The organism is Nocardia cyriacigeorgica (assembly GCF_010868145.1).
GTDB lineage: Bacteria > Actinomycetota > Actinomycetes > Mycobacteriales > Mycobacteriaceae > Nocardia > Nocardia cyriacigeorgica_D.
In genome coordinates this window covers 132,247-151,642 of the sequence record NZ_JAAGUY010000005.1, presented here as the reverse complement: position 1 = coordinate 151,642, position 19,396 = coordinate 132,247, and the positions used below count along the sequence as shown (strand labels likewise).

Sequence of the window (19,396 nt, the reverse complement as noted above, 5' to 3'; positions counted from 1 at the left end):
ATTGCATTTTGCAAGCACTTGAAGGAGTGGTCATGGGCAAGGTTCGTGTCGATCTGAATATCTCCCTGGACGGGTACGCGACCACCACGGATCAGACGCCGGAGGATCCGATGGGCAAGGACTGGGATCGCCTCGTCTCGGCCTATATGGCGACCCGGACCTTCCGTGAGCGCGTCTTCGGCGACACCTCCGGCGCAGGCACGACAGGCGTGGACGAGAAGTACGCCGCGGCGTACTTCGAAGGCATCGGCGCGGAGATCATGGGCGCGGGCATGTTCGGCCTGCACGCCCACCCCGGCGACCCGGACTGGCAGGGCTGGTGGGGCCCGACCCCGCCCTTCGGCGTCCCAGTCTTCGTGCTCACCCACGAGCACCGACCCACACTGGAAATGCAGGGCGGCACCACATTCCACTTCGTCCAGGACACCCCCGAGGAAGCGCTCGCCCTGGCCACGAAAGCCGCAGGTGACCTCGACGTCCGCATCGGCGGCGGCGCGTCGGTGGTGCGCACCTATCTCGCGGTGGGTCTCGTCGACCAGCTACACGTCGCGATCGTCCCGATCCTGCTCGGCCGTGGTGTGCGGTTGTGGGAGGAACTGCGGGAGTTGGAGAGCGGGTATGAGGTGGAGAGTGAAGTCGCCGAAAGCGGGACGATTCACGTCACGTTCTCCCGCTGAGCTGTCGTTCAGCCGACCGCCCACGGCGCTAGTTTCTCCGGGTTCCGGATCACCCAGATACGGGTGATCCGGCCGTCGGTGATGTCGAAGGCATAGACCGAGATGATGCTGTCGCCGAGCTGCGCTATCAGGCCGGGCTGACCGTTGACTGTGCGCTCGATCAGCGCGACCCGAGGACCGTGTGTGGCGATCGCGATCCATGCGCGGGCGATGTCGACGCCACCGGTGATCGGGTCACGGAAGGCCGGTGCCAGGCCGCCGCTGTCGGCGGTGGCGGTCGCCTGCGGATCGAGCAGCCCGATCAGGGCCTCGATGTCTTGTGCCTCCCATGCTCGTTTGAAGTCCCGGACCACCTCGGCGCGCTCGGTGTTCGATGGCCGCTGCGAGGTATCGATGCGGCGGCGGGCGCTGGAGGCGAGCTGGCGACAGGCCGCGGGGGAGCGTCCGACGATGTCGGCGACCTCGGCGAAGGAGTAGCGAAACACATCGTGCAGCACGAACGCCACCCGTTCGGCCGGCGTCATGGACTCCAACACCACCAGAAACGCCATACTGATCGACTCGTCGAGGGTCACCCGGTCTGCGGGGTCTGCGCTCCCGGAACCATCGAGCCATTCGCTTCGGCCGGGTACCGGCTCCGGAATCCAGTCGCCCACATAACGTTCCCGCCGTGCGCGCGCCGAGCCGAGTAGATCGAGGCAGATCCGGCTGGCGACCGTGGTCAACCACGCGCCGGGTGCGGCCACCTGCGCCCGCTGACTCTCCGATTGCGCATACCAACGCGCATAGGTCTCCTGCACCACATCCTCGGCCTCGGTCAGTGAGCCGAGCAGACGGTAGGCGAGATTGATCAGCTGACGACGTTCGCTGATCACCGCGGGCAGGTGCGGGTCGGTCATTGTCGGCTCCTTCGGTCTGTGTGGCCCTCACTGAATAGACGAATCAGCGGCCCGGTATGTGAGCCGGCCTGACATTCCGGACCGCTGTGTCGTCGGAAGGTCGTGACACATTCAGCAGAGCTGCGGAGTTCCGATGGAGCAACGCGCTCGCGCCGTTTCGCCGGACCCTCAACCACATCACCTCCGAAGGAACCGATCATGACGACACCGCACAGCTTTCCGTCACGCCCTGATATCGATGCGGATGAGGCCGAGATCCGCCGCCACATCGACAAAGCAGTCGAAGCACTGCACACCAAGGACCTCGAGGCCGTGCGACAGCTGTACACAACCGACGTCGTGTCCTTCGACGTCGAACCGCCACTCCAGCATGTCGGGATTGCGGCGAAACTCGAGAACTGGGCCAGGGTGTTCCAAGTCTTCGAGCGCGTGAACTACGAGGTCCGCGACTTGACGGTCACGGTCGGCGCCGATGTGGCCTTCGGACACGCCTTCGCTCGTCTGAGCGGCACGCTGAAGAACGGCGCGGAAACAGGCGGCATGTGGGTGCGCGTCACCTACGGCATGCGGAAAATCGATCAGACCTGGTTGATTGCCCACGACCAGGTCTCGGTGCCGTTCGACATCGCGAGCGGGAAAGGGGTCGTAGACCTCGAGCCGCCAGTGGAAACGTAGCTCTGCGGCTGGGCGACTGCCCGACCTCGGCGCAATCTGACCTCGGCCGGCCCGGCGTCTGATGCGAACGGGGCGAGCGGGCTCTGCATCTACTGCTCCTCGTGCTCGCGCACCACCGATACTGACGGGGGTCCGGTTCGGGCGGGCGGCCTGTCCGAGCGCTTACCTTCCAACGTGACCCGACCTGCCCTCACATCGGCCCGTAGTTCTTTGAACAGCCCGACGCACATCGCGACCAGGATCAAAACGAACGGGGATGCGACAACGATTGCGCCCCATTGCAATGCGTCGAGCCCGCCGACAACCAGCAGCGTCAAAGCGACCGCGCCGACGAGCAGGCCCCAGGCGACCACCAACCACTTCTGTGGTTCTTCGCTGCCCTTCGACGAGAATGTGCCGAGCACGATGGCGCCAGCGTCGGCGCCGCTGACGAAGAACACTCCGGCGAGGATGACTACCGCGAGGCTGGTGACGGTGGACAGCGGAAATGCGGCCAGGACTTCGAAGAACGCTGCTTGAGCGCTTTCGGATGCCACGGCTGCTATGTCGCGTTCACCGCTCAGCTGCAAATCCAAGGCGGCGCCGCCGAGGATGGAGAACCAGACGATCGTTGCGATGCTCGGCGCGATCAGTACGCCGAAGACGTATTCGCGGATAGTTCGGCCGCGGGAAATCTTCGCGAGGAAGCTGCCGACATAGGGCGCCCACGAGATTCCCCACGCCCAGAAGAAGACGGTCCAGTCCTGCATCCACTGGCCGTCGGCGAAGGCGCCGGTCTGGAATGACATGGGCAGGAAGTTGAAGATGTAGCCGCCCAACGCTTGCGACATGAGATTGAAGATGAACGAGAACGGGCCGAGTACCAGGATGAACAGTCCGAGAGCGATGGCGAGCAGGGTGTTGAAATCGGCGAGTCGCTTGATGCCCTTGTCCACACCGGCGACGGCCGAGAAGATGAACGCCGTGGTGAGCAAGCCGACCACGACGATCAGGACAAGCGTGGAACTCTCGATGTCCGAGATGAAGCCGAGTCCGGCGATGATTTGGAGGGTTCCGAGGCCGAGGGTCACCGCATTGCCGACCATGGTGGTGACGATGACCCAGGTATCGATACCGCGGCCGGTCAGCCCTTCTGCACGCGTGCCGATCAATGGCTGCAATGTGGCGCTGACCAGGGAAGGTCGTCCCTTCTTGATCGTCGTGTACGCGAACGCGAGCCCGGCGACACCGAAGAACGCCCACGGGTGCAGCGCCCAATGGAAGATCGAATACTGCATGCCGACGACGGCTGCCTCGTCGGTGCGCGGCTCCGGCCCACCGGGTGGTGGCTCTGCCCACAGGGTCACCGGTTCGTACGCGCCGTAGAAGATCAAGCCGATGCCCACGCCGAGTGCGAACATCATGGCGATCCAGGAGAACGTCGAGTACGCGGGCTTGTCGCCGGGGTCGCCGAGCTTCACGCGTCCGTATTTGCTGAATGCGAGATAGAGGATGAAGAAGACAAAGCCGGCCGTCGACAACACGAACACCCAGCCGAACTCTTTCGCGATGTAGGCGTATATGTGCTCGCCCGCGACCCGCATCTGATCCGAGAACGTCACGCCGACAATAAGGAACAACAAGGTGAACGCGGCCGCGACGGCCGTGACCGGGATGTCTATTCCGGTGCGCCGACTCTGTACTTCGTGCTCTCGTGAAGCTCCCATTGATCCCCACATCAGTCAGCTGATCGAGTTACGTTGGGCGTGCGAAGGTCCTGCGAGCGGAACTTACCGTGGTAGTGGGCCGCGAACGCTCCCACCACCGCTATCGATTGTGCATAAATCCTCCGTCCGCACCGATGGTTCGGGTATCTCCGCCGCGGTGAATCCATACGGTGCGGTGAGCTCGAGGATGCGGCCTTCCGCACGCAGCACAGCCAACTCGCGGTTGTAGGCGTCTCGAAGAGAGCCATCGGTCTTCCGGAAACCCGCAGCGCCGCAACCGAGCTGCCGCCGCCCGTCGACCACGGCGGTGAACGGCGGCAACAGCTCGACCTCGGCTGCCCATTCCGCCGGGCCGCCGTCCGGCCCGCCGGGCCCGGCTTGTCGGGCTTGCTCGAGCATGGTGCGCAACGAAATACTCGTCAGCGCGAACGCATCGCTGTGACCGAGAGCGACCTGTTCCAGGCCTTCGTCCTGACCACCGACCACATGGATCTGCTCGTCGCGAACCCCGGCCGCTTGTGCATAGGACTGCTCCACCGCACTGGCGAGGACCGCGACCGTCGCGTCCGCGCGGGCGACAGAAGCGAAGTCGGAGAGCCCCTTCGGATTCTCCTTCCGCACGAGAAGCCCGGACTGTGCACAGTAGATCGGCTCGCTGAAGGCGATCTGTTCACACCGCGCTTTGTTGACGAACATGCCCGCCGATATGACGTCGAAGGCGCCCGAGTTCACACCGCCGATCAGGCTTCGGAACGGCACAAGCACCCCCTCCAGCCTGCCGACGCCGATCCGCTCGAAAACCGCGCGATCGACGGCGGGAATCGCGCCGACCAAGCCGTTGTCGTCATAGGCGTAGGGCCGCTCGCCCGCGTATCCAACCTTGACCACCCCCGCCTCTGTGATCTTGTCGAGCGTGTTCCCGAGTCCGACCGCGTCACATCCGATCAACCCGGGCGCGGCGAGTAGCCCGACGCCCACCGCACTTGCGCTCAGGAACCTCCGCCTCGACCAGGCTTCCGTCATACGCGCTCACCCTCCGCAGACAACGTGGATACGTCCATGATCCATGTGGAGGTGCCGACTGTGCGGAATTTCGCGCTGCCGCGCCCGGCGTCGGTCAGTGGTCGGATTCGCCCGCACCGCGGTGTGGGCGGGTAGGAACGTCGCCGAAGGTTCCCGCCCACCGGGAGACGTTCTTGGGCTCCGGTCTAGCCGCTCTTAGTGTGACTCCGGCCACTGGGATGCTCCAGTATGGCCTGCACCACCCACAAGGGAGTCCCTATGAACCTGATGAAGTCTCGCCTTTTCGCGATGATCGGAGCGATCATCGCGGCGGTGGCGCTCATGGCAGCCGGAGCAGGTAGCGCGGCCGCAGAGCCGAAAACCGGTGAAATGTTCCTCACCTTTGTCCGCCACGGCGAATCGGCCGGCAATACGTCCGGTCTGATCGACACTTCTGTCCCCGGACCCGGCCTGACCGAGAAGGGGCGGGTGCAAGCCGCTGCGGTATCCCAGCTGCTGGCCGATTGCAAGTTCGACGGCGTCTACGCGTCGACGATGGTCCGGACCCAGCAGACGGCGGAGCCGACCTCGCAGCTGTGTGGTCTGTCAACAGTCGTCGAAGAGGGACTGCACGAGATCGAGGCCGGCGACTACGAGGGCACGCCGGAGAAGGACGCGCGCGAGGGCTACTTGGCCGCACCGATCCAGTGGCTCCAGGGCAACCTGGATGCCCGGATCCCCGGCTCGATCAACGGCCACGAGTTCAAGAAGCGCATGGACGACTCCATCCAGGATATCCAGGACCGCGGCCACAAGCGTGCGGTGATCTTCTCCCACGGCGGTGCCATCATGTTCTGGGCACTCATGTCCGTCTCCAATCCTGACATGAGCAAGCTGCAGTCCGATCCGCTGCACAACACCGGCCGGGTGGTCGTGAAGGGCAGCCCGGCGAAGGGCTGGAAGCTCATGTCGTGGGACGGCCATTCCGCCGGCTGAACCCGCCATCCCGTTATCGCCGCGGTCCTCGTCAGTAGATGAGCTGACGGGCAATTGACCGACGCGATGCCAGGCGCCAGAGCATGGGCCGCTGCCAGCAGTGCTGGGGGCGGCCCATGTCGTGGTGATGACGGCGTGCGTCTGCGTCACGGGGACCGATGCGTTGTCGCCCAGATGTGACGGTGGCCATACCGCGTCACGAAGCAGAATTCGGCGACGTCTTACGTGCACACGGTTTTGTCGGTCGATCAGGAGGTCGGGCATCCATGAGCACCGTGGCACACCGGGCGGACGCATTGGACCAGCGGTACCAGGCCGCCGCGTTCGTCAGACGGTCGATCAACAAGGTCTTCCCGACCCACTGGTCCTTCCTGCTCGGTGAGATCGCGCTGTACAGCTTCATCATCCTGCTGCTGTCCGGCGTGTATCTGACCCTGTATTTCGATCCCTCGATGAGCCACGTCGTCTACGACGGCTCCTATCAGCCGCTGCGCGGTGTCGGCATGTCGCGGGCCTACGAGACGGCGCTGAACATCTCCTTCGAGGTGCGTGGCGGTCTGTTCGTGCGGCAAGTACACCATTGGTCTGCCCTGCTTTTCGCCGCCTCGATGATCGTGCACATGTGCCGTGTCTTCTTCACCGGCGGCTTCCGCCGGCCCCGCGAGGCAAACTGGGTGCTGGGCTCGCTGCTGCTGATCCTGGCGATGTTCGAGGGCTTCTTCGGCTATTCGTTGCCCGACGACCTGCTCTCAGGTACCGGCCTGCGGGCCGCGTTCTCGGGCATCACCATGGGAATTCCGGTGATCGGCACCTGGATGCAGTGGTTGATGTTCGGTGGCGACTTCCCGGGCGACATCATCATCCCGCGTCTGTACATCGCACATGTGCTGCTGTTCCCCGGCATCATGCTGGCGCTGATCGCGGCCCATATCGCGCTGGTCTGGTACCAGAAGCACACGCAGTACCCGGGGCCCGGTCGCACCGAGAAGAACGTGATCGGTGCCCGGATCGTTCCGGTGTTCTCGCTCGATCAGGGCGCGTTCTTCATGTTCACCCTCGGCGTGCTCGCGCTGATGGGCGGCGTCCTGCAGATCAACGCGATCTGGAACATGGGCCCCTACAACCCTTCCCACGTGTCGGCGGGCACCCAACCCGACCTCTATTTGATGTGGACCGACGGGTTCCTGCGTCTGTTCCCGCCGTGGGAGGCGTATCTGTTCGGGTACACCATCCCCGCGTCGAACTCGGTCGTGGTGCTGATGGGGGTGGTCTTCGCGCTGATGATCTGTTACCCGTGGATCGAGAAGCGCCTCACCAAGGATCGCGCACACCACAACATGCTGCAGCGGCCACGCGATGTGCCGGTGCGTACCGCGATCGGCGCTATGTCGCTGACCTTCTATGTGGTGCTGACGGTGGCCTGTGTCAACGACATCATCGCGTTGCAGTTCAACGTTTCCCTCAACGCGACCACCTGGTTCTTCCGCATCGCGCTGCTGATCGGCCCGCCCCTTGCCTACTTCCTGGCCTACCGGATGTGCCTCGGCCTGCAGCGCAGCGATCGTCAGGTACTCGAGCACGGCATCGAGACCGGCATCATCAAGCGGCTGCCGCACGGTGAGTACATCGAAATGCACCAACCGCTGGGTCCGGTCGACGAGCACGGCCACCCGATCCCGCTCGAATACCAGGGTGCTCCGGTGCCCAAGAAGATGAACAAGCTCGGCTCGGCCGGCAGGCCGGGTGCGGGCTCGTTCCTCAGAGCGGACCCGGTGCTGGAGGCCGAGCAACTCACCGCCTACGAGCATCACGAAGAGCACCGGCAGCTGGCCGTGTTGCGGGAGTACCAGGATCGCAACAGCAGCAACGGCAACGGCCAGGTGGAGGGGAAATGAGCGCGCGGATCAACCGATCCGCGGTGCCGGAGTCCGAGGACTACGGCCTCCTGGTAGCGGCCGCGACAGTATCCAGCGACACCACAGCCCGAACCGTGCGGAATATACTCCGCACCAACGGAATACGCTCAACCATCGGCCCCGCCTTCCGGCATCCCGAGCGTAACCGTTTCCGGGTACTGGTCTTCCCTCGCGATGCGGCACGCGCCTACCGCGTGATCTGCGAGCACACGATGTAGGGTGCGTACCCCGTCTGTGATCCGAGGTGCGCATGCGCTCTATTTGAATACGCTGAGGAACCCGATATTCGAGTCGATGTAACCATACGCCGAGCTGTTTCCATAGATTCCGTCGTCGCAATCAACGAATGACCAGACCCCGAGGTTGAATGTATAGGTGCTTCCGGGATTCATCGTCCAGAAGACCGAGAGCGATGGATCATCCAGTGCGAACCCGTCCTGAAGATTTCCGCCTGATCCGACTTCTGCATTGCTGAGGCGGAGTCGCCAAATCTTGTGCAGGGGGGAGGCGGCGAGAAAATTCCCGTTCTCCAAGACAGTGAGCTCGACGCCACCCTCGCTCGTACCATCTCCGTTCCCTGGTGCGGCAAAAACAGAGTACTCGTGCCGCACCCATCGCAGCGCGCGTCCCATGACGAAAACCGGGGTAGTCGAATTCACATCGGCGACCGTGAGGGCTACGCCGACTCCCGTATGTGCGTTGAGATGTGCGACGTCGGCGTTGACGTACGCGCTTATGCCTGCGTAACCGCCGTTTCCGGGACTCCCGACGGTTGCTGCGTCCGAAAGCGAGAATGGCCCTTCGTGGGTTTCCCAGCGCCAGGCGAAATGGCACGTGGTGAATATCTTCGTAGCAGTACCGAATCTGATCAGATCTCCGGTCTTCAGCGTCTGTTCGTCGAGCGGAGACGGCCCGAGCAACTCGGTGTTCAGCTCAGTCGTCTTCAAGTTCGCCTTGGCTTCGTCGAAGGCTCTTTTCGATTCGGCATCGAACTCTATCTGCCGCCTCAGATGCTCCTTCTCGGCGGCGCGAAATTCGCTGTGAAGCGCCCGCTGGGTTCGTTGTCGTGAAATATTTCTGGTGGAACGCTCGACGAGTGACCCGACTGACTTGTCGATCACTCCGCGCGTATCTTCGGGAACATCCTTGTCGTAAGTTATCTCGACCTGTGGGCGTTCTTCGTAGCTCATGACCGTAGCCTCCTGTTGATTCGCCGATGTCATCGCGTCGGAGTCGCCATGAATTCGACTCCGGGACGCGACAATCCATTCGTATCGATATCGACAAGATGGCCAACGCATCGATTGTCCCCGAAGTGCGCAGCAATGTCACTGATGCTTCCCCGGGCTAAGAGCTTCAACTTGGTGGTGTGACGCGTCGCCGACAGTGAGCGTGAGGAGCCTTGTGGATGTCGGTGCGGGCGCGGTGTGGGAGGCGGCGCGGCGGTAAGCGACCGTGGTTTGCCTGTTCCGCAACCTGCTGTGCCCTCGGCAGGATTCGAACCTGCGACACCCGCTTTAGGAGAGCGGTGCTCTATCCCCTGAGCTACGAGGGCTGGATACCGAGTCGCTGGACGGCTTCTTCGCCGGCCGGACTCCGATCCCGGTTGGAGAGCCTACCTTGTAGGGCCTGTGCCACGCGACACGGTGGATGCGCGGCCGGGTCGGGCCCGGCAAGGTACTCGCTCGCCCTCGTCGGCTCGGGTTCCGGCGAGGGCGTCCGTCGTGTCTCCCTCGGGAAGGGTCAGTCGGTGAAGGTGACGCGTACCGAGATGGGGTCGGTTTGCAGGGCTCGGAAGGTGGCGGCGCTGAGTCCGGCGAGTAGTGGATGCGGGGCGAAGGCGCGAGCGCGTTCGGCGACATCGTCATCGGGACGCAGTACGGCGGTGCCGGTGCGCCAGCGATTGCCTTGGCGGATCCGGATATTCGGCTCGTCGCCGACATTGAGCGCCCAACCCGATCGGGTGCCATGCTGCGAGATGAGCCAGGCTCCGGTGGCGTCGAAGGCGGCCGAGACCGGGACCCTGCGGGTGAGGCCGCTCTTGCGGCCGGTGGTCTCGAGCTCGGCAGCGGCCGAGGTGGTGACGCCGATCCGGCCGAGTGCCCGCACGGCCGGATTGGCGACATAGCGGCCGACGGCGCGTTCGATCACGAACTTACGCCGGATATCGCGACTTGGTTCCGCTCCAGCGGAACGCCGGCTGCGGAACGAATCGATACCGTTGCGTTTAACCATGGTCAGCGCCGTCAACCACGGCGACCTGGCGGGATCGGGATCCACACCCGCGCCGATCCGGTGCAGCTGATCGGAATGCCATTGCAGGTCGAGGGCGCCGTCCAGGGATTTCACGCCCGCGGCCTCGGTCAATCGGCGGGGCAGCCCGAGCCGGATCGACGGCGTGTCGAGCCGGTTGGTGCCGCCGAGGATCGCGGCGGCGGCCTCGGGGTGCACAGCGGCCGGGCGTCCGACGCCGACGATAGCGCAGGCCCCGCTCGCCACCGCTTCGGTCATCGCGGTCCGGCTGCGGAAGCCGCCGGTCACCGCGAGGGGCACCGTGGACGCCAGCTCCCGCACCGATTGTGCGTACTCCAGGAAGTACGCCTCCCTGGCCCGGGTACTGGCGGCGCGCCCCATCATGGCCGGTGATTCATAACTGCCGCCGCTGATTTCGATGAGGTCGACGTGCTCGGCGGCGATCTGCTCGATCACCGCGCGGGATTCCTCCTCGGTGAACCCGCCGCGCTGGAAATCCGCGGAGTTCAGTTTGATCCCGACACCGAAACCCGGCGATACCGCGGAGCGGATCCGGCGGACGACCTCGAGCGGAAAGCGCATTCGGCGCTGCGGATCGCCGCCCCAGCCGTCGGTGCGCCGGTTCGTCAGCGGCGACAAGAACTGGGAGACGAGGTACCCGTGGGCCCCATGGATCTGCACGCCGTCGAAGCCTGCTGTTTCAGCGATCTTGGCCGCGGCGGCGAACCGGTCGATGATCTCCTCGATCTCGGCTTCGGCCAGCGCCCGCGGCGCGGGCAGGCCGGGGATATTCATCGCGACCGCAGATGGTGCCATCGGTTGATGCCGGGTAGCCAGCGGATTGGCCTGTCTGCCCGGATGGTTGAGCTGCATCCAGATCGGCGCGCCGCCGTCTTTGGTGGCCTTGGCCCAGCGGGACAGGCCGTCGAGATCGCGGTCGTCGGTGATCGCGATATTGCCCGGCTCGCCGAGCTGGCGCCGGTCGACCATGACATTGCCGGTGATCACGAGCCCGTATCCGCCGCGTCCCCAGCGGGTGTACAGGCGTTCGATTCGCTCGTCCGGTCCCTGCCCGGCGGTGCCGAGTCCTTCACTGAGCGCGGACTTCATCATCCGGTTCGGCAGCACCAGTCCGCAGCCGAGCTCGAGTGGTTCGTGCAGGACGGTCATGGCGGCTCCTGATTCGCTGGTAAACCGATTGGTCTAGTCGGGAGCGAGGGTAGTAGATCGATCGGTATAGTCGCAAGGGTGGCCGTACGTGACTGCCTGATCGGCAGTGCAATCGAACTGGTCCGGCGCAATGGTGTGGCGGGTACCGGACTCAGCGAACTGCTCGCGCACAGCGGAGTTTCCCGCCGCTCGATCTATCTGAGCTTTCCGGGCGGAAAGGCCGAACTGATCGCCGAATCGACCCGGGTAGCGGGGAAGGCGATGAGTGACTGGCTGCGCGAACTCACCGCCGGTAGCCCCCGGCGGGGCATCACCGCCTTCGTCGGCCGCTGGAAGGGGGTGCTGCAAACGAGCGATTTCACCGCGGGCTGCCCGGTGGTCGCGGCATCGCTCGGCCGCTCCGTCGCACCCGAGGCCGCCGAGGTCGCCAGACAGACGTATCAGGAATGGCAGCAAATCCTGGCCGACCGGCTGGCCGAGCACGACCTCGATCCCGAGACCGCGGAATCGCTCGCCACCACGATGCTCGCCGCGGTCGAGGGGGCTGTCATCCTCTCGATGGCGCAGAACTCCACCGCACCGCTGGATCAGGTCGGCAGGCATCTCGGCGAACTACTCGATTTGCACCTACCGGCCGAACGCGCCAGTTGAGCGGGGAACCGTCCGGTCGCGTACCACTGCATGCGCGGATCGGCTGTGGCGGTAGCCGGCTCAGCGGCTCGCTGCGGGCACCCGCGACTCCGTGTAATCCGCCGGGTCGAAACGCCGCGTCTTCCAGCGATACAGCAAGGTCGCGCCGGGCCAGTTGTTGGTGATGCGGCCCGAGGCATTGCGGTACCAGCTGGAGCAGAAGTTCCAGGGGGTGTCCTTCAGGCGCTTCTGGAGCCAGTCGTCCCAGGCCTGCTCGGTGTCGGGGCGGGCGGCGACGGCGCGGCCGGGCCGGGTGGTGAGGTACTCGATGATCTGGCGGATGTAGCGGGCCTGGGCTTCGAGCATGTAGATGATGGAACCGGAGCCGACGTTGGTGTTCGGGCCGTACATCATGAACAGGTTCGGGAAGTCGGGGACCGAGACGCCGAGATAGGCGCGGGCGCCCTCGTCGGCCCAGGTGTCGGCGAGCTTGCGGCCGCCCGTGCCGTAGATGTTCATCGGGGCCAGGAATTCGGTGCCCTTGAATCCCGTGCCGTAGATGATGACGTCGACCTCGTGTTCCACACCGTCAGCGGTGCGCACGCCGTTGGGTGTGATCTCGGTGATGGCGGTGGTTTCCACGTGCACGTTCGGCTGGGTGAGGGCGGGGAAGTAGTCGTTGGACAGCAGCCCGCGCTTACAGCCTGCCTCGTAGTCGGGGGTCAGTTTGGCACGCAGTTCCGGATCGGGGACCTGCTTCTCGCGGTGGCGGTCCGCGATCGCGACGACCGGTCCCTTGAGTCCGGGCACATCAGTGATGGCCAGGGCGATCAGCTCGAAGAACGACCACGCCACGAACCGTTCGGCCATCCGCAGCGGCGGCAGGTATTTGAACATGGTGTGGTGAATCGGCTTGTAGGCGATATCGGGCTTGGGGATGATCCAGGCGGCCGAACGCTGGAACAGCGTCAGCTTGTCGACCTGCGGCTGGATGCGCGGAATGTACTGGACCGCGCTGGCGCCGGTCCCGATGCAGGCCACCCGTTTACCGGTCAGGTCGACGCCGTGATCCCATTCGGCGGAGTGGAAGGCGGGCCCGGCGAAGGAGTCCATGCCAGCGATATTCGGCATGGCCGGACGGGAGAGTTGGCCGACCGCGGAGATCAGCACATCGGCGGTGAGCCGGGAGCCGTCGGCGAGTCGGATCTGCCACTGCGCGGACTGTTCGTCGAATTCGGCGTCGGTGACCTCCGTGCCGAACTGGATATGCCGCGTCAGCCCGTACTTGTCGGCGACTCCCTGCATATAGGCATGGATATCGGCCTGCTCGGAAAACCGCCGCGGCCAATCGGATTTCGGTTCGTAGGACCAGGAGTACAGCGGCGACGGCACATCGCATGCGGCGCCGGGGTAGGTGTTCTCCCGCCACACGCCGCCGAGGTCTGCCGCGCGTTCCAGGATGGTGAAGTCACCGATCCCGGCTCGACGCAGCTCCATGGCCATACCGAGCCCGCCGAAACCGGCTCCGATGATGATGATCGACGGCGATGTCATGGTTCGAGAGTAAGCCGGAAACGGGCTGGTCCGAAGAGATCGACGGACAACAAATCCATATTTCCGGCCACTCTGTCCATCCGTTGGGTGTAGCCGTAGCTGCCTGAAAGTTGGCACGACAGCGCCCTTGCCACTAGACACGTGACGGGCCCCGGTCACCGGGATCCGGTGCCGGCGGCAAGCTGGGGGTGCCGCCGGCACGTCGGGCCGGAACTCGACAGCCCGGTTCGGTCTCGGTAGGTCCGGTCAGCGGCATCTCTCGCCGCCACGAAGTTCCCCACCCACTCGACCTACTCTTGGGTAGGCTCCCCGGTGTGATGTGGCTCATGTCCTGGTCGAGGTGCCGGGACATGACCGTTCGCCCGAGAGTGAGGGGTCCATTTCGATGTTGAGCACCATGCAGGACGACCAGCTGTCGCTGGCGACGTTGTTGAATTACGCGTCGACGTTCGTCGGTGATGCCACCGTGTCCACTTGGACCGGTGACGGCCTGCGCACCATGACCTACCGCGAGGCCGGCGCCGATTCGGCGCGGCTGGCGAATGCGCTGCGTGGGCTCGGAATCGGTGAAGGCGACCGGGTCGGCACGTTCATGTGGAACAACAATGAGCACCTGGTCGCCTACGTCGCTGTCCCTGCGATGGGCGCGGTGCTGCACGCGCTCAACATCCGGCTGTTCCCGGATCAGCTGGTGTTCGTGGCCAACCATGCCGAGGACCAGGTCGTGATCGTCGACGGCACGCTGGTGCCGATGTTCGCCCAGTACCTGCCGCGGCTGACGACGGTCCGCCACGTCATCGTCGCCAATGGCGATGCCTCCACCCTCACCGCACCCGAGGGCGTGCAGGTGCACTCCTACCGGGAACTGCTGGACGCGCAGTCCGACACCTTCGACTTCCCGGTCATCGACGAACGCTCGGCCGCCGCGATGTGCTACACCTCCGGCACCACCGGAGACCCCAAGGGCGTGGTCTACTCACACCGCTCGAACTGGCTGCACGCCACGCAGGTCGCCTCCCCGAACGGTATGGGGCTCTACAACACCGACACCATCCTCGCGATCGTGCCGCTGTTCCACGCCAACGCGTGGGGCCTGCCGTACGCGGCGTTGATGGCGGGCGCGAATCTGCTGATGCCGGACCGTTTCCTGCAGCCGGGCCCGCTGCTGGAGATGATGGCATCGGTCAAGCCGACCTTCGCCGCCGCGGTGCCGACCATCTGGGGTGGCGTGCTGGCCGGGCTGGCTGCTTCGCCTCAGGACATCACTCATCTTCGGTCGGTGGTCGTCGGTGGTTCGGCGGTGCCGCCGTCGATGATGCGCGCCTTCCAGGAGCAGCACGGTGTGCGGGTGATCCATGCCTGGGGCATGACCGAGACCTCGCCGCTCGGCAGTGTCGCGCATCCGCCCGCCGGCGTCGAAGGCGAAGAGGAATGGGCGTACCGGATCACCCAGGGCCGCTTCCCGGCCGGTGTGCGGGCGCGGCTGGTCGCCGACGACGGCAGCGTGGTACCCAACGACGGTGAATCCCTCGGCGAACTCGAGGTGCGCGGGCCGTGGATCACCGGCTCCTACTATTCGCCCGACGGTTCCGCGGTCGACCCGGACAAGTTCGACAACGGCTGGCTGCGCACCGGCGACGTCGGCAAGATCAGCCCGAACGGCTATCTCACCCTGGTTGACCGCTCCAAGGACGTCATCAAGTCCGGTGGTGAGTGGATCTCCTCGGTCGACCTGGAGAACGCCGTCATGGGCCACCCGTCGGTCGCCGAGGCCGCGGTCATCGGTGTGCCGGACGATAAGTGGGACGAGCGTCCTCTGGTGGCGATCGTGCTCGCCGAGGGCACGGAGGCCGCGGAGAAGCAGGCCGAAGAACTGCGCGAGTACCTCGCGGGCAAGTTCGCGAAATGGCAGCTGCCGGAACGCTGGACGTTCATCGCGGAGGTTCCGAAGACGAGCGTGGGTAAGTTCGACAAGAAGCGGCTGCGTGCCCAGTACGCCGACGGTGATCTGTCGGTGATCACGCTCGCGTGAGTTGAACGACGAACGGCCCCGCCCTGATGTCAGGGCGGGGCCGTTCGTCGTGTTCCGCGCAACCCGTACGCGGTGGCGTGACTAGCAGTTACGCAGTTCCGGGCTCTGGTTCAGCAGCTGAGCCCGCGTTCCGATGAACGTCGTATAGGTCTCCCCGCCGACGGCCGACAGCGGGAACGCCGCCACCCGGTGGCAGTTCTGGAAGGCCAGCTTCACGCCGAAATGCCGTTCCAGCCCGCCGCGGATGGCGTCGGAGGCCAGGGCGCGCAGCAGCTGTCCGCGGGCGACCTCGTCCGGTGGCGGTACCTCGTTGTCGGCGAATTCGGCTGTCCCGGACTGTAATTCGCCGGCGACGCGGCTCACCACTTCCCAGGCGTAGGGCAGTGAGTTCTTGACACATTCGACGAATTCGGCGTCGTCTACCTCGCCTTGTTCGGCGCGTTCGAGCAGGGCGGTGGGGACATCGAGGGACATAACGCTCTCCTGTCGGTTCGCTGCGATCTGCGACTCGAGTCTAAACGAAAGTCGTTGTCAACAAGACTGGATTCGTTATGAAAGTGCCGATTCCAGTGCGGTTTTCGTTTCCGCCGCGAGTGTCGCGATCAGCTCTGCGGCAGGGAGTGGCCTGGTCAGCGAATGTGCTTGCCCGGCCCACAGGTTCACCGCATCCGCGTCACCGTCGGTTCGGGCGGCGGCCCGCAATGGCCCTGTGGCGTAGTGGATCTCCGGATACGCGACGGGTGCGTCGGCGGTGAAATCGGTGAGGAAGCGGTTGCGCAGGCCGCGTGCTCGTCGCCCAGTGAAGGCTCGGGTCAGCATGGTCGGGGTGTCGCCGCCGACCGCGTCACGCAGTAGTTGATTGGTGCCGGCTTCCGGGCATCGGAGAAACGCGGTGCCCAGTTGTGCGGCGGTGGCACCGGCGGCGAGGACCGCGGCGATCCCGGCGCCGGTGGCAAGGCCGCCCGCGGCGATGATCGGCCGGTCCGTCGATGCGGTGAGCAGTTGCAGCAGGGTCAGCAGGCCGAGCGGATCGGCGGCATCGTCTTCGACGCGGTCGACGAAGGTGGCCCGGTGTCCACCCGCCTCGGCGCCCTGGGCGACGAGGACGTCGGCGCCGGCGGCCACGGCGATCATTGCCTCATCGGGCGAGGTGACCGTTACCCATACCTCCGAGCCCGCCTCGTGCATGCGCCGCACTTCCGCCGCCGACGGGCAACCGAAGGTGAACGTCACGACTGCGACGGGATCGGCGGAGAGCAGGTCCAGCTTGGCGTCCCAGTCATCGGTGTCGTGCTTCGGTTCGCCCACCGGGAACCGTGCGCGCAGTCTGTCCAGATATCCGGTGAACGCGCCCGGCGGGGTGGGTGCGCTCGGCACGAACAGGTTCACGCCGAACGGCGCCGAGGTGGCCGCTCGGGTGGCGGCGATGCGGTCGGCGAGGGCGGCCGCGGTCAGGTATCCGGCGGCGAGTACGCCGAATCCGCCTGCCTCGGCGACCGCGGCGGTGAGTTCGGGCGTGGAGGGTCCGCCCGCCATGGGTGCGAGCACGATCGGAACGTTGACGTCGTCGATGATCACGGTTCGAGTCTCGTCCCGTTATCAACGATGCGCAGCCCTGAACTGGCGATTACCTGCGCATACGTGATCCAAACGGCATCGAAGGTTGCGAAATGGTCACGACGGGGTAGAGTTCCCGTCACAACGGATGCCGAAACGTTATTTCGTTCGGTTCCGGCGGATCGTTACCGACGGTCGGCACCGGATCGGTATTCGTGACCATTGTTCATCGGACGCTAGGACGAAGCTTTGCCGCAGCACCGAGTAGGCCCCAGTTCCGTTACCGTCTCCAGCCTCATCGGCGATGGTGCCGAGGGTCGGCCGACGCGGCACCGCGCCGAAGCCGGCCGCGTCGAGCGCGTCAAGGCCGCGGCCACCGCCGCCGTCGCCGCGGGCGCACTGATCGGTACCGCCGCCCAGGTCGCCCCGGCCATCGCCTACGCGTCGCCGCTGCTGCCCGGTTCGCACAACGACAACGACGCCGACCACGACGTCGCGCCCGTTGCCTTCGCCGAGCCCGCCGCCGAGGCCCCGGCCGCCGAGGCGTCTGCCGCTGCGGCGCCGATCGCCGAGGCCGTCACCCCGGTGGCCGCTCCGGTCGCCGCCGCTCCGGTCGCCGCCCCGTTCGGTCTCGGCGGTCTGCCGCCCGAGATCGCGGGCCCGCTGGCACACGCCGAGCAGGTGCTCAAGGATCTGCAGCAGCAGGTGGCTCCGGCCGCCGCCGTTCGCCCCGTCGCAGGCGCCGTCAGCTCCTCCTACGGCAGCCGCTGGGGCGCGATGCACTACGGCATCGACTTCGCCGATGCGCTCGGCGCGCCCATCCACTCCGTCAGCAGCGGCACTGTCGTCGAGGCCGGTCCGGCCTCCGGCTTCGGCCTCTGGGTACGGGTCCTGCAGGACGACGGCACCACCGCCGTGTACGGCCACGTGAACGACATGTTCGTGCAGGCCGGTCAGCGCGTGAACGCCGGTGACGTCATCGCCTCCGTCGGCAACCGCGGCCAGTCCACCGGCCCGCACCTGCACCTGGAGATCTGGGACCAGGGCGGCGCCAAGATCGACCCGATTCCGTACCTGGCCTCCAAAGGCGTGCCCATGGAATGGGGCCCGTCGTCGCACTGATCCGGCCGCGACTCCTTCTCCTGGACAATTGAGACATTGGCGCTCGCCCGGATTTCGGGACCATCAGCCGGCCGCGAGGTGTGGCCGATGACCGAACTCGCCGACATATTCGAGCCCGGATCGCTGCACGGCAGGCTGTACACGCTGCTCGTCCACCATCCACGCACCAGGCTCCCCGATATCGCCGACCACCTCGACGTTTCCGAGGCACAGGCACGCACCGCGCTTGAACGGCTCTGTGACGTACAGGCCGCGGTCCGGCTCACCGATTCCGACGGCACCCCGGTCTGGGACGCGCACGCACCCGAAGCGTTGTCCGAGGCCGAGGCCAGGCGCCGTCAGCAGGAAATCGCCACCATGCACGCCGCCGCCGCGCGGCTGAGCCAGACCTTCCGTTCCGTGCGCCGCTCACCGCGGGGCAGCGGCGCGGTTGTTCCGGTCTATGAGCGGCTCGAGATGCTGGCCGATTTCGAAGAACTGCAGGTCGGCGCTCGGCGGACAGTGAAGATCATCGAACGCGGCCCGTTCCTCAGTGATGTGGAACGCGAACGGCGGCTGTTCGAACTCAAGCAGTCCCGCATCGGTGACGGGATCCGTTACCGCACTCTCTATCAGGACACCATCTATCAGGATGGGGAGCGACTGCGGCACGCATTGGCCACCAATGCCCGCGGCGCGAGCGCCCGCACCCTGCCCGAGCCGCCGTTCAAGCTCATCGTCGCCGACGATGAGCGCGCCAGCCTGGTACTGCACGCCGATGAGCGCCGCTCGGACCCCATGGGTTTGCGCATCACCCGCTCGCCCGGGCTGGATCTGCTGGTCAAGACGTTCGATGTGCTGTGGTCACTGGCCGCACCGATCTCGGTACATCCCGCCGCGACCGACCTCGACGAGCGCGATCGCGCGATCCTGACGTTGATGGGACTCGGCGCCACCGACGACACCATCGCGCGCAGGCTCGGCATGTCCCGGCGCACCGTCGTGCGCCGGACCGCGCGGCTGCTGGAGCGGCTCGGCGCCAGTACCCGGTTCCAAGCCGGCGTGCAGGCAATCCGTCGCGGCTGGCTGTGAGGAGACTCATCAGAACGGGTAGTCCTGCAACATCGGACCAGCCGTCCCGATATACCGGCTGCAACCGATGAGCGGGCGTGGGGATAGCCTGCGCACTTATATGATGGCCCGGACCGCGCCGGCCCGGGCTGACAGC

At 65.6% G+C, this 19,396-nt stretch carries 16 protein-coding genes and 1 tRNA gene; 8 read left to right on the top strand and 9 right to left on the bottom strand.

Features of this window, described 5'->3' with window-relative positions; translation table 11 throughout:
* Nucleotides 1-32: 32 nt before the first annotated feature.
* A complete protein-coding gene (locus GV792_RS09695) occupies nucleotides 33-677 on the top strand; it encodes a dihydrofolate reductase family protein (RefSeq protein ID WP_163823707.1) in 645 nt (214 codons plus the stop codon).
* 8 nt (nucleotides 678-685) lie between these two features.
* On the opposite strand, the gene sigJ is transcribed toward GV792_RS09695, so the two are convergent.
* Nucleotides 686-1,576, bottom strand: coding sequence for an RNA polymerase sigma factor SigJ (gene sigJ / locus GV792_RS09690; RefSeq protein WP_163823706.1), 891 nt, complete (start codon nucleotides 1,574-1,576; stop codon nucleotides 686-688).
* 198 nt (nucleotides 1,577-1,774) lie between these two features.
* Between sigJ and GV792_RS09685 the strand changes: the two genes are divergently transcribed.
* Complete coding sequence (locus GV792_RS09685; RefSeq protein ID WP_163823705.1) at nucleotides 1,775-2,251, top strand: YybH family protein; 477 nt, start codon at nucleotides 1,775-1,777, stop codon at nucleotides 2,249-2,251.
* 89 nt (nucleotides 2,252-2,340) lie between these two features.
* Here GV792_RS09685 and GV792_RS09680 read toward each other — a convergent pair whose 3' ends face one another.
* Nucleotides 2,341-3,957: a BCCT family transporter gene (locus GV792_RS09680; protein ID WP_163823704.1), complete on the bottom strand. Its 1,617-nt coding sequence runs from the start codon at nucleotides 3,955-3,957 to the stop codon at nucleotides 2,341-2,343.
* Nucleotides 3,958-4,020: 63 nt separating this feature from the next.
* Nucleotides 4,021-4,980, bottom strand: a complete 960-nt coding sequence (locus GV792_RS09675) for a transporter substrate-binding domain-containing protein (protein ID WP_163823703.1) — start codon at nucleotides 4,978-4,980, stop codon at nucleotides 4,021-4,023.
* Between the two features lie 258 nt (nucleotides 4,981-5,238).
* Here GV792_RS09675 and GV792_RS09670 point away from each other — a divergent pair, with 258 nt between their 5' ends.
* Nucleotides 5,239-5,955, top strand: coding sequence for a histidine phosphatase family protein (locus GV792_RS09670; RefSeq protein WP_163823702.1), 717 nt, complete (start codon nucleotides 5,239-5,241; stop codon nucleotides 5,953-5,955).
* Nucleotides 5,956-6,221: 266 nt separating this feature from the next.
* Nucleotides 6,222-7,850 (top strand): cytochrome bc1 complex cytochrome b subunit, encoded by a 1,629-nt coding sequence (gene qcrB, locus GV792_RS09665; RefSeq protein ID WP_163823701.1) that lies wholly within the window; start codon nucleotides 6,222-6,224, stop codon nucleotides 7,848-7,850.
* A 278-nt stretch (nucleotides 7,851-8,128) separates the two neighbouring features.
* On the opposite strand, the gene GV792_RS09660 is transcribed toward qcrB, so the two are convergent.
* The 3 genes from GV792_RS09660 to GV792_RS09650 form a co-directional block, all read right to left on the bottom strand.
* The gene (locus GV792_RS09660) at nucleotides 8,129-9,061 is read right to left on the bottom strand and encodes a hypothetical protein (protein WP_163823700.1); all 933 of its coding nucleotides are present in this window, start codon (nucleotides 9,059-9,061) and stop codon (nucleotides 8,129-8,131) included.
* Between the two features lie 292 nt (nucleotides 9,062-9,353).
* Nucleotides 9,354-9,426, bottom strand: a tRNA-Arg gene (locus GV792_RS09655).
* Nucleotides 9,427-9,614: 188 nt separating this feature from the next.
* The gene (locus GV792_RS09650; RefSeq protein ID WP_163823699.1) at nucleotides 9,615-11,294 is read right to left on the bottom strand and encodes a nitroreductase/quinone reductase family protein; all 1,680 of its coding nucleotides are present in this window, start codon (nucleotides 11,292-11,294) and stop codon (nucleotides 9,615-9,617) included.
* A gap of 78 nt (nucleotides 11,295-11,372) precedes the next feature.
* Between GV792_RS09650 and GV792_RS09645 the strand changes: the two genes are divergently transcribed.
* Nucleotides 11,373-11,945, top strand: coding sequence for a TetR/AcrR family transcriptional regulator (locus GV792_RS09645; RefSeq protein ID WP_163823698.1), 573 nt, complete (start codon nucleotides 11,373-11,375; stop codon nucleotides 11,943-11,945).
* 60 nt (nucleotides 11,946-12,005) lie between these two features.
* On the opposite strand, the gene GV792_RS09640 is transcribed toward GV792_RS09645, so the two are convergent.
* Nucleotides 12,006-13,478, bottom strand: coding sequence for a flavin-containing monooxygenase (locus tag GV792_RS09640; protein ID WP_163823697.1), 1,473 nt, complete (start codon nucleotides 13,476-13,478; stop codon nucleotides 12,006-12,008).
* 385 nt (nucleotides 13,479-13,863) lie between these two features.
* Here GV792_RS09640 and GV792_RS09635 point away from each other — a divergent pair, with 385 nt between their 5' ends.
* Nucleotides 13,864-15,510: a long-chain fatty acid--CoA ligase gene (locus GV792_RS09635; RefSeq protein ID WP_163823696.1), complete on the top strand. Its 1,647-nt coding sequence runs from the start codon at nucleotides 13,864-13,866 to the stop codon at nucleotides 15,508-15,510.
* Between the two features lie 81 nt (nucleotides 15,511-15,591).
* Here the strand turns inward: GV792_RS09635 and GV792_RS09630 are convergent, their stop codons facing one another.
* Together GV792_RS09630 and GV792_RS09625 are read right to left on the bottom strand one after the other, a co-directional pair.
* On the bottom strand, nucleotides 15,592-15,984 hold the full coding sequence (locus tag GV792_RS09630; RefSeq protein ID WP_163823695.1) for an SCO5389 family protein: 393 nt from the start codon (nucleotides 15,982-15,984) through the stop codon (nucleotides 15,592-15,594).
* 75 nt (nucleotides 15,985-16,059) lie between these two features.
* Nucleotides 16,060-17,088, bottom strand: a complete 1,029-nt coding sequence (locus GV792_RS09625) for a nitronate monooxygenase (RefSeq protein ID WP_175582975.1) — start codon at nucleotides 17,086-17,088, stop codon at nucleotides 16,060-16,062.
* Between the two features lie 228 nt (nucleotides 17,089-17,316).
* Between GV792_RS09625 and GV792_RS09620 the strand changes: the two genes are divergently transcribed.
* On the top strand, nucleotides 17,317-18,189 hold the full coding sequence (locus GV792_RS09620; RefSeq protein ID WP_163823694.1) for a M23 family metallopeptidase: 873 nt from the start codon (nucleotides 17,317-17,319) through the stop codon (nucleotides 18,187-18,189).
* Nucleotides 18,190-18,276: 87 nt separating this feature from the next.
* Nucleotides 18,277-19,260: a LuxR C-terminal-related transcriptional regulator gene (locus GV792_RS09615; RefSeq protein ID WP_163823693.1), complete on the top strand. Its 984-nt coding sequence runs from the start codon at nucleotides 18,277-18,279 to the stop codon at nucleotides 19,258-19,260.
* Nucleotides 19,261-19,396: the final 136 nt, after the last annotated feature.

What these genes read in the sequence shown, in the direction of transcription:
- GV792_RS09670 (WP_163823702.1), top strand. Translation starts at nt 5,239, where the DNA reads ATGAACCTGATGAAGTCTCGCCTTTTCGCGATGATCGGAGCGATCATC.
- GV792_RS09650 (WP_163823699.1), bottom strand. Translation starts at nt 11,294, where the DNA reads ATGACCGTCCTGCACGAACCACTCGAGCTCGGCTGCGGACTGGTGCTG.
- sigJ (WP_163823706.1), bottom strand. Translation starts at nt 1,576, where the DNA reads ATGACCGACCCGCACCTGCCCGCGGTGATCAGCGAACGTCGTCAGCTG.
- GV792_RS09615 (WP_163823693.1), top strand. Translation starts at nt 18,277, where the DNA reads ATGACCGAACTCGCCGACATATTCGAGCCCGGATCGCTGCACGGCAGG.
- GV792_RS09685 (WP_163823705.1), top strand. Translation starts at nt 1,775, where the DNA reads ATGACGACACCGCACAGCTTTCCGTCACGCCCTGATATCGATGCGGAT.
- GV792_RS09680 (WP_163823704.1), bottom strand. Translation starts at nt 3,957, where the DNA reads ATGGGAGCTTCACGAGAGCACGAAGTACAGAGTCGGCGCACCGGAATA.
- GV792_RS09630 (WP_163823695.1), bottom strand. Translation starts at nt 15,984, where the DNA reads ATGTCCCTCGATGTCCCCACCGCCCTGCTCGAACGCGCCGAACAAGGC.
- GV792_RS09660 (WP_163823700.1), bottom strand. Translation starts at nt 9,061, where the DNA reads ATGAGCTACGAAGAACGCCCACAGGTCGAGATAACTTACGACAAGGAT.
- GV792_RS09675 (WP_163823703.1), bottom strand. Translation starts at nt 4,980, where the DNA reads ATGACGGAAGCCTGGTCGAGGCGGAGGTTCCTGAGCGCAAGTGCGGTG.
- qcrB (WP_163823701.1), top strand. Translation starts at nt 6,222, where the DNA reads ATGAGCACCGTGGCACACCGGGCGGACGCATTGGACCAGCGGTACCAG.
- GV792_RS09635 (WP_163823696.1), top strand. Translation starts at nt 13,864, where the DNA reads ATGTTGAGCACCATGCAGGACGACCAGCTGTCGCTGGCGACGTTGTTG.
- GV792_RS09640 (WP_163823697.1), bottom strand. Translation starts at nt 13,478, where the DNA reads ATGACATCGCCGTCGATCATCATCATCGGAGCCGGTTTCGGCGGGCTC.
- GV792_RS09695 (WP_163823707.1), top strand. Translation starts at nt 33, where the DNA reads ATGGGCAAGGTTCGTGTCGATCTGAATATCTCCCTGGACGGGTACGCG.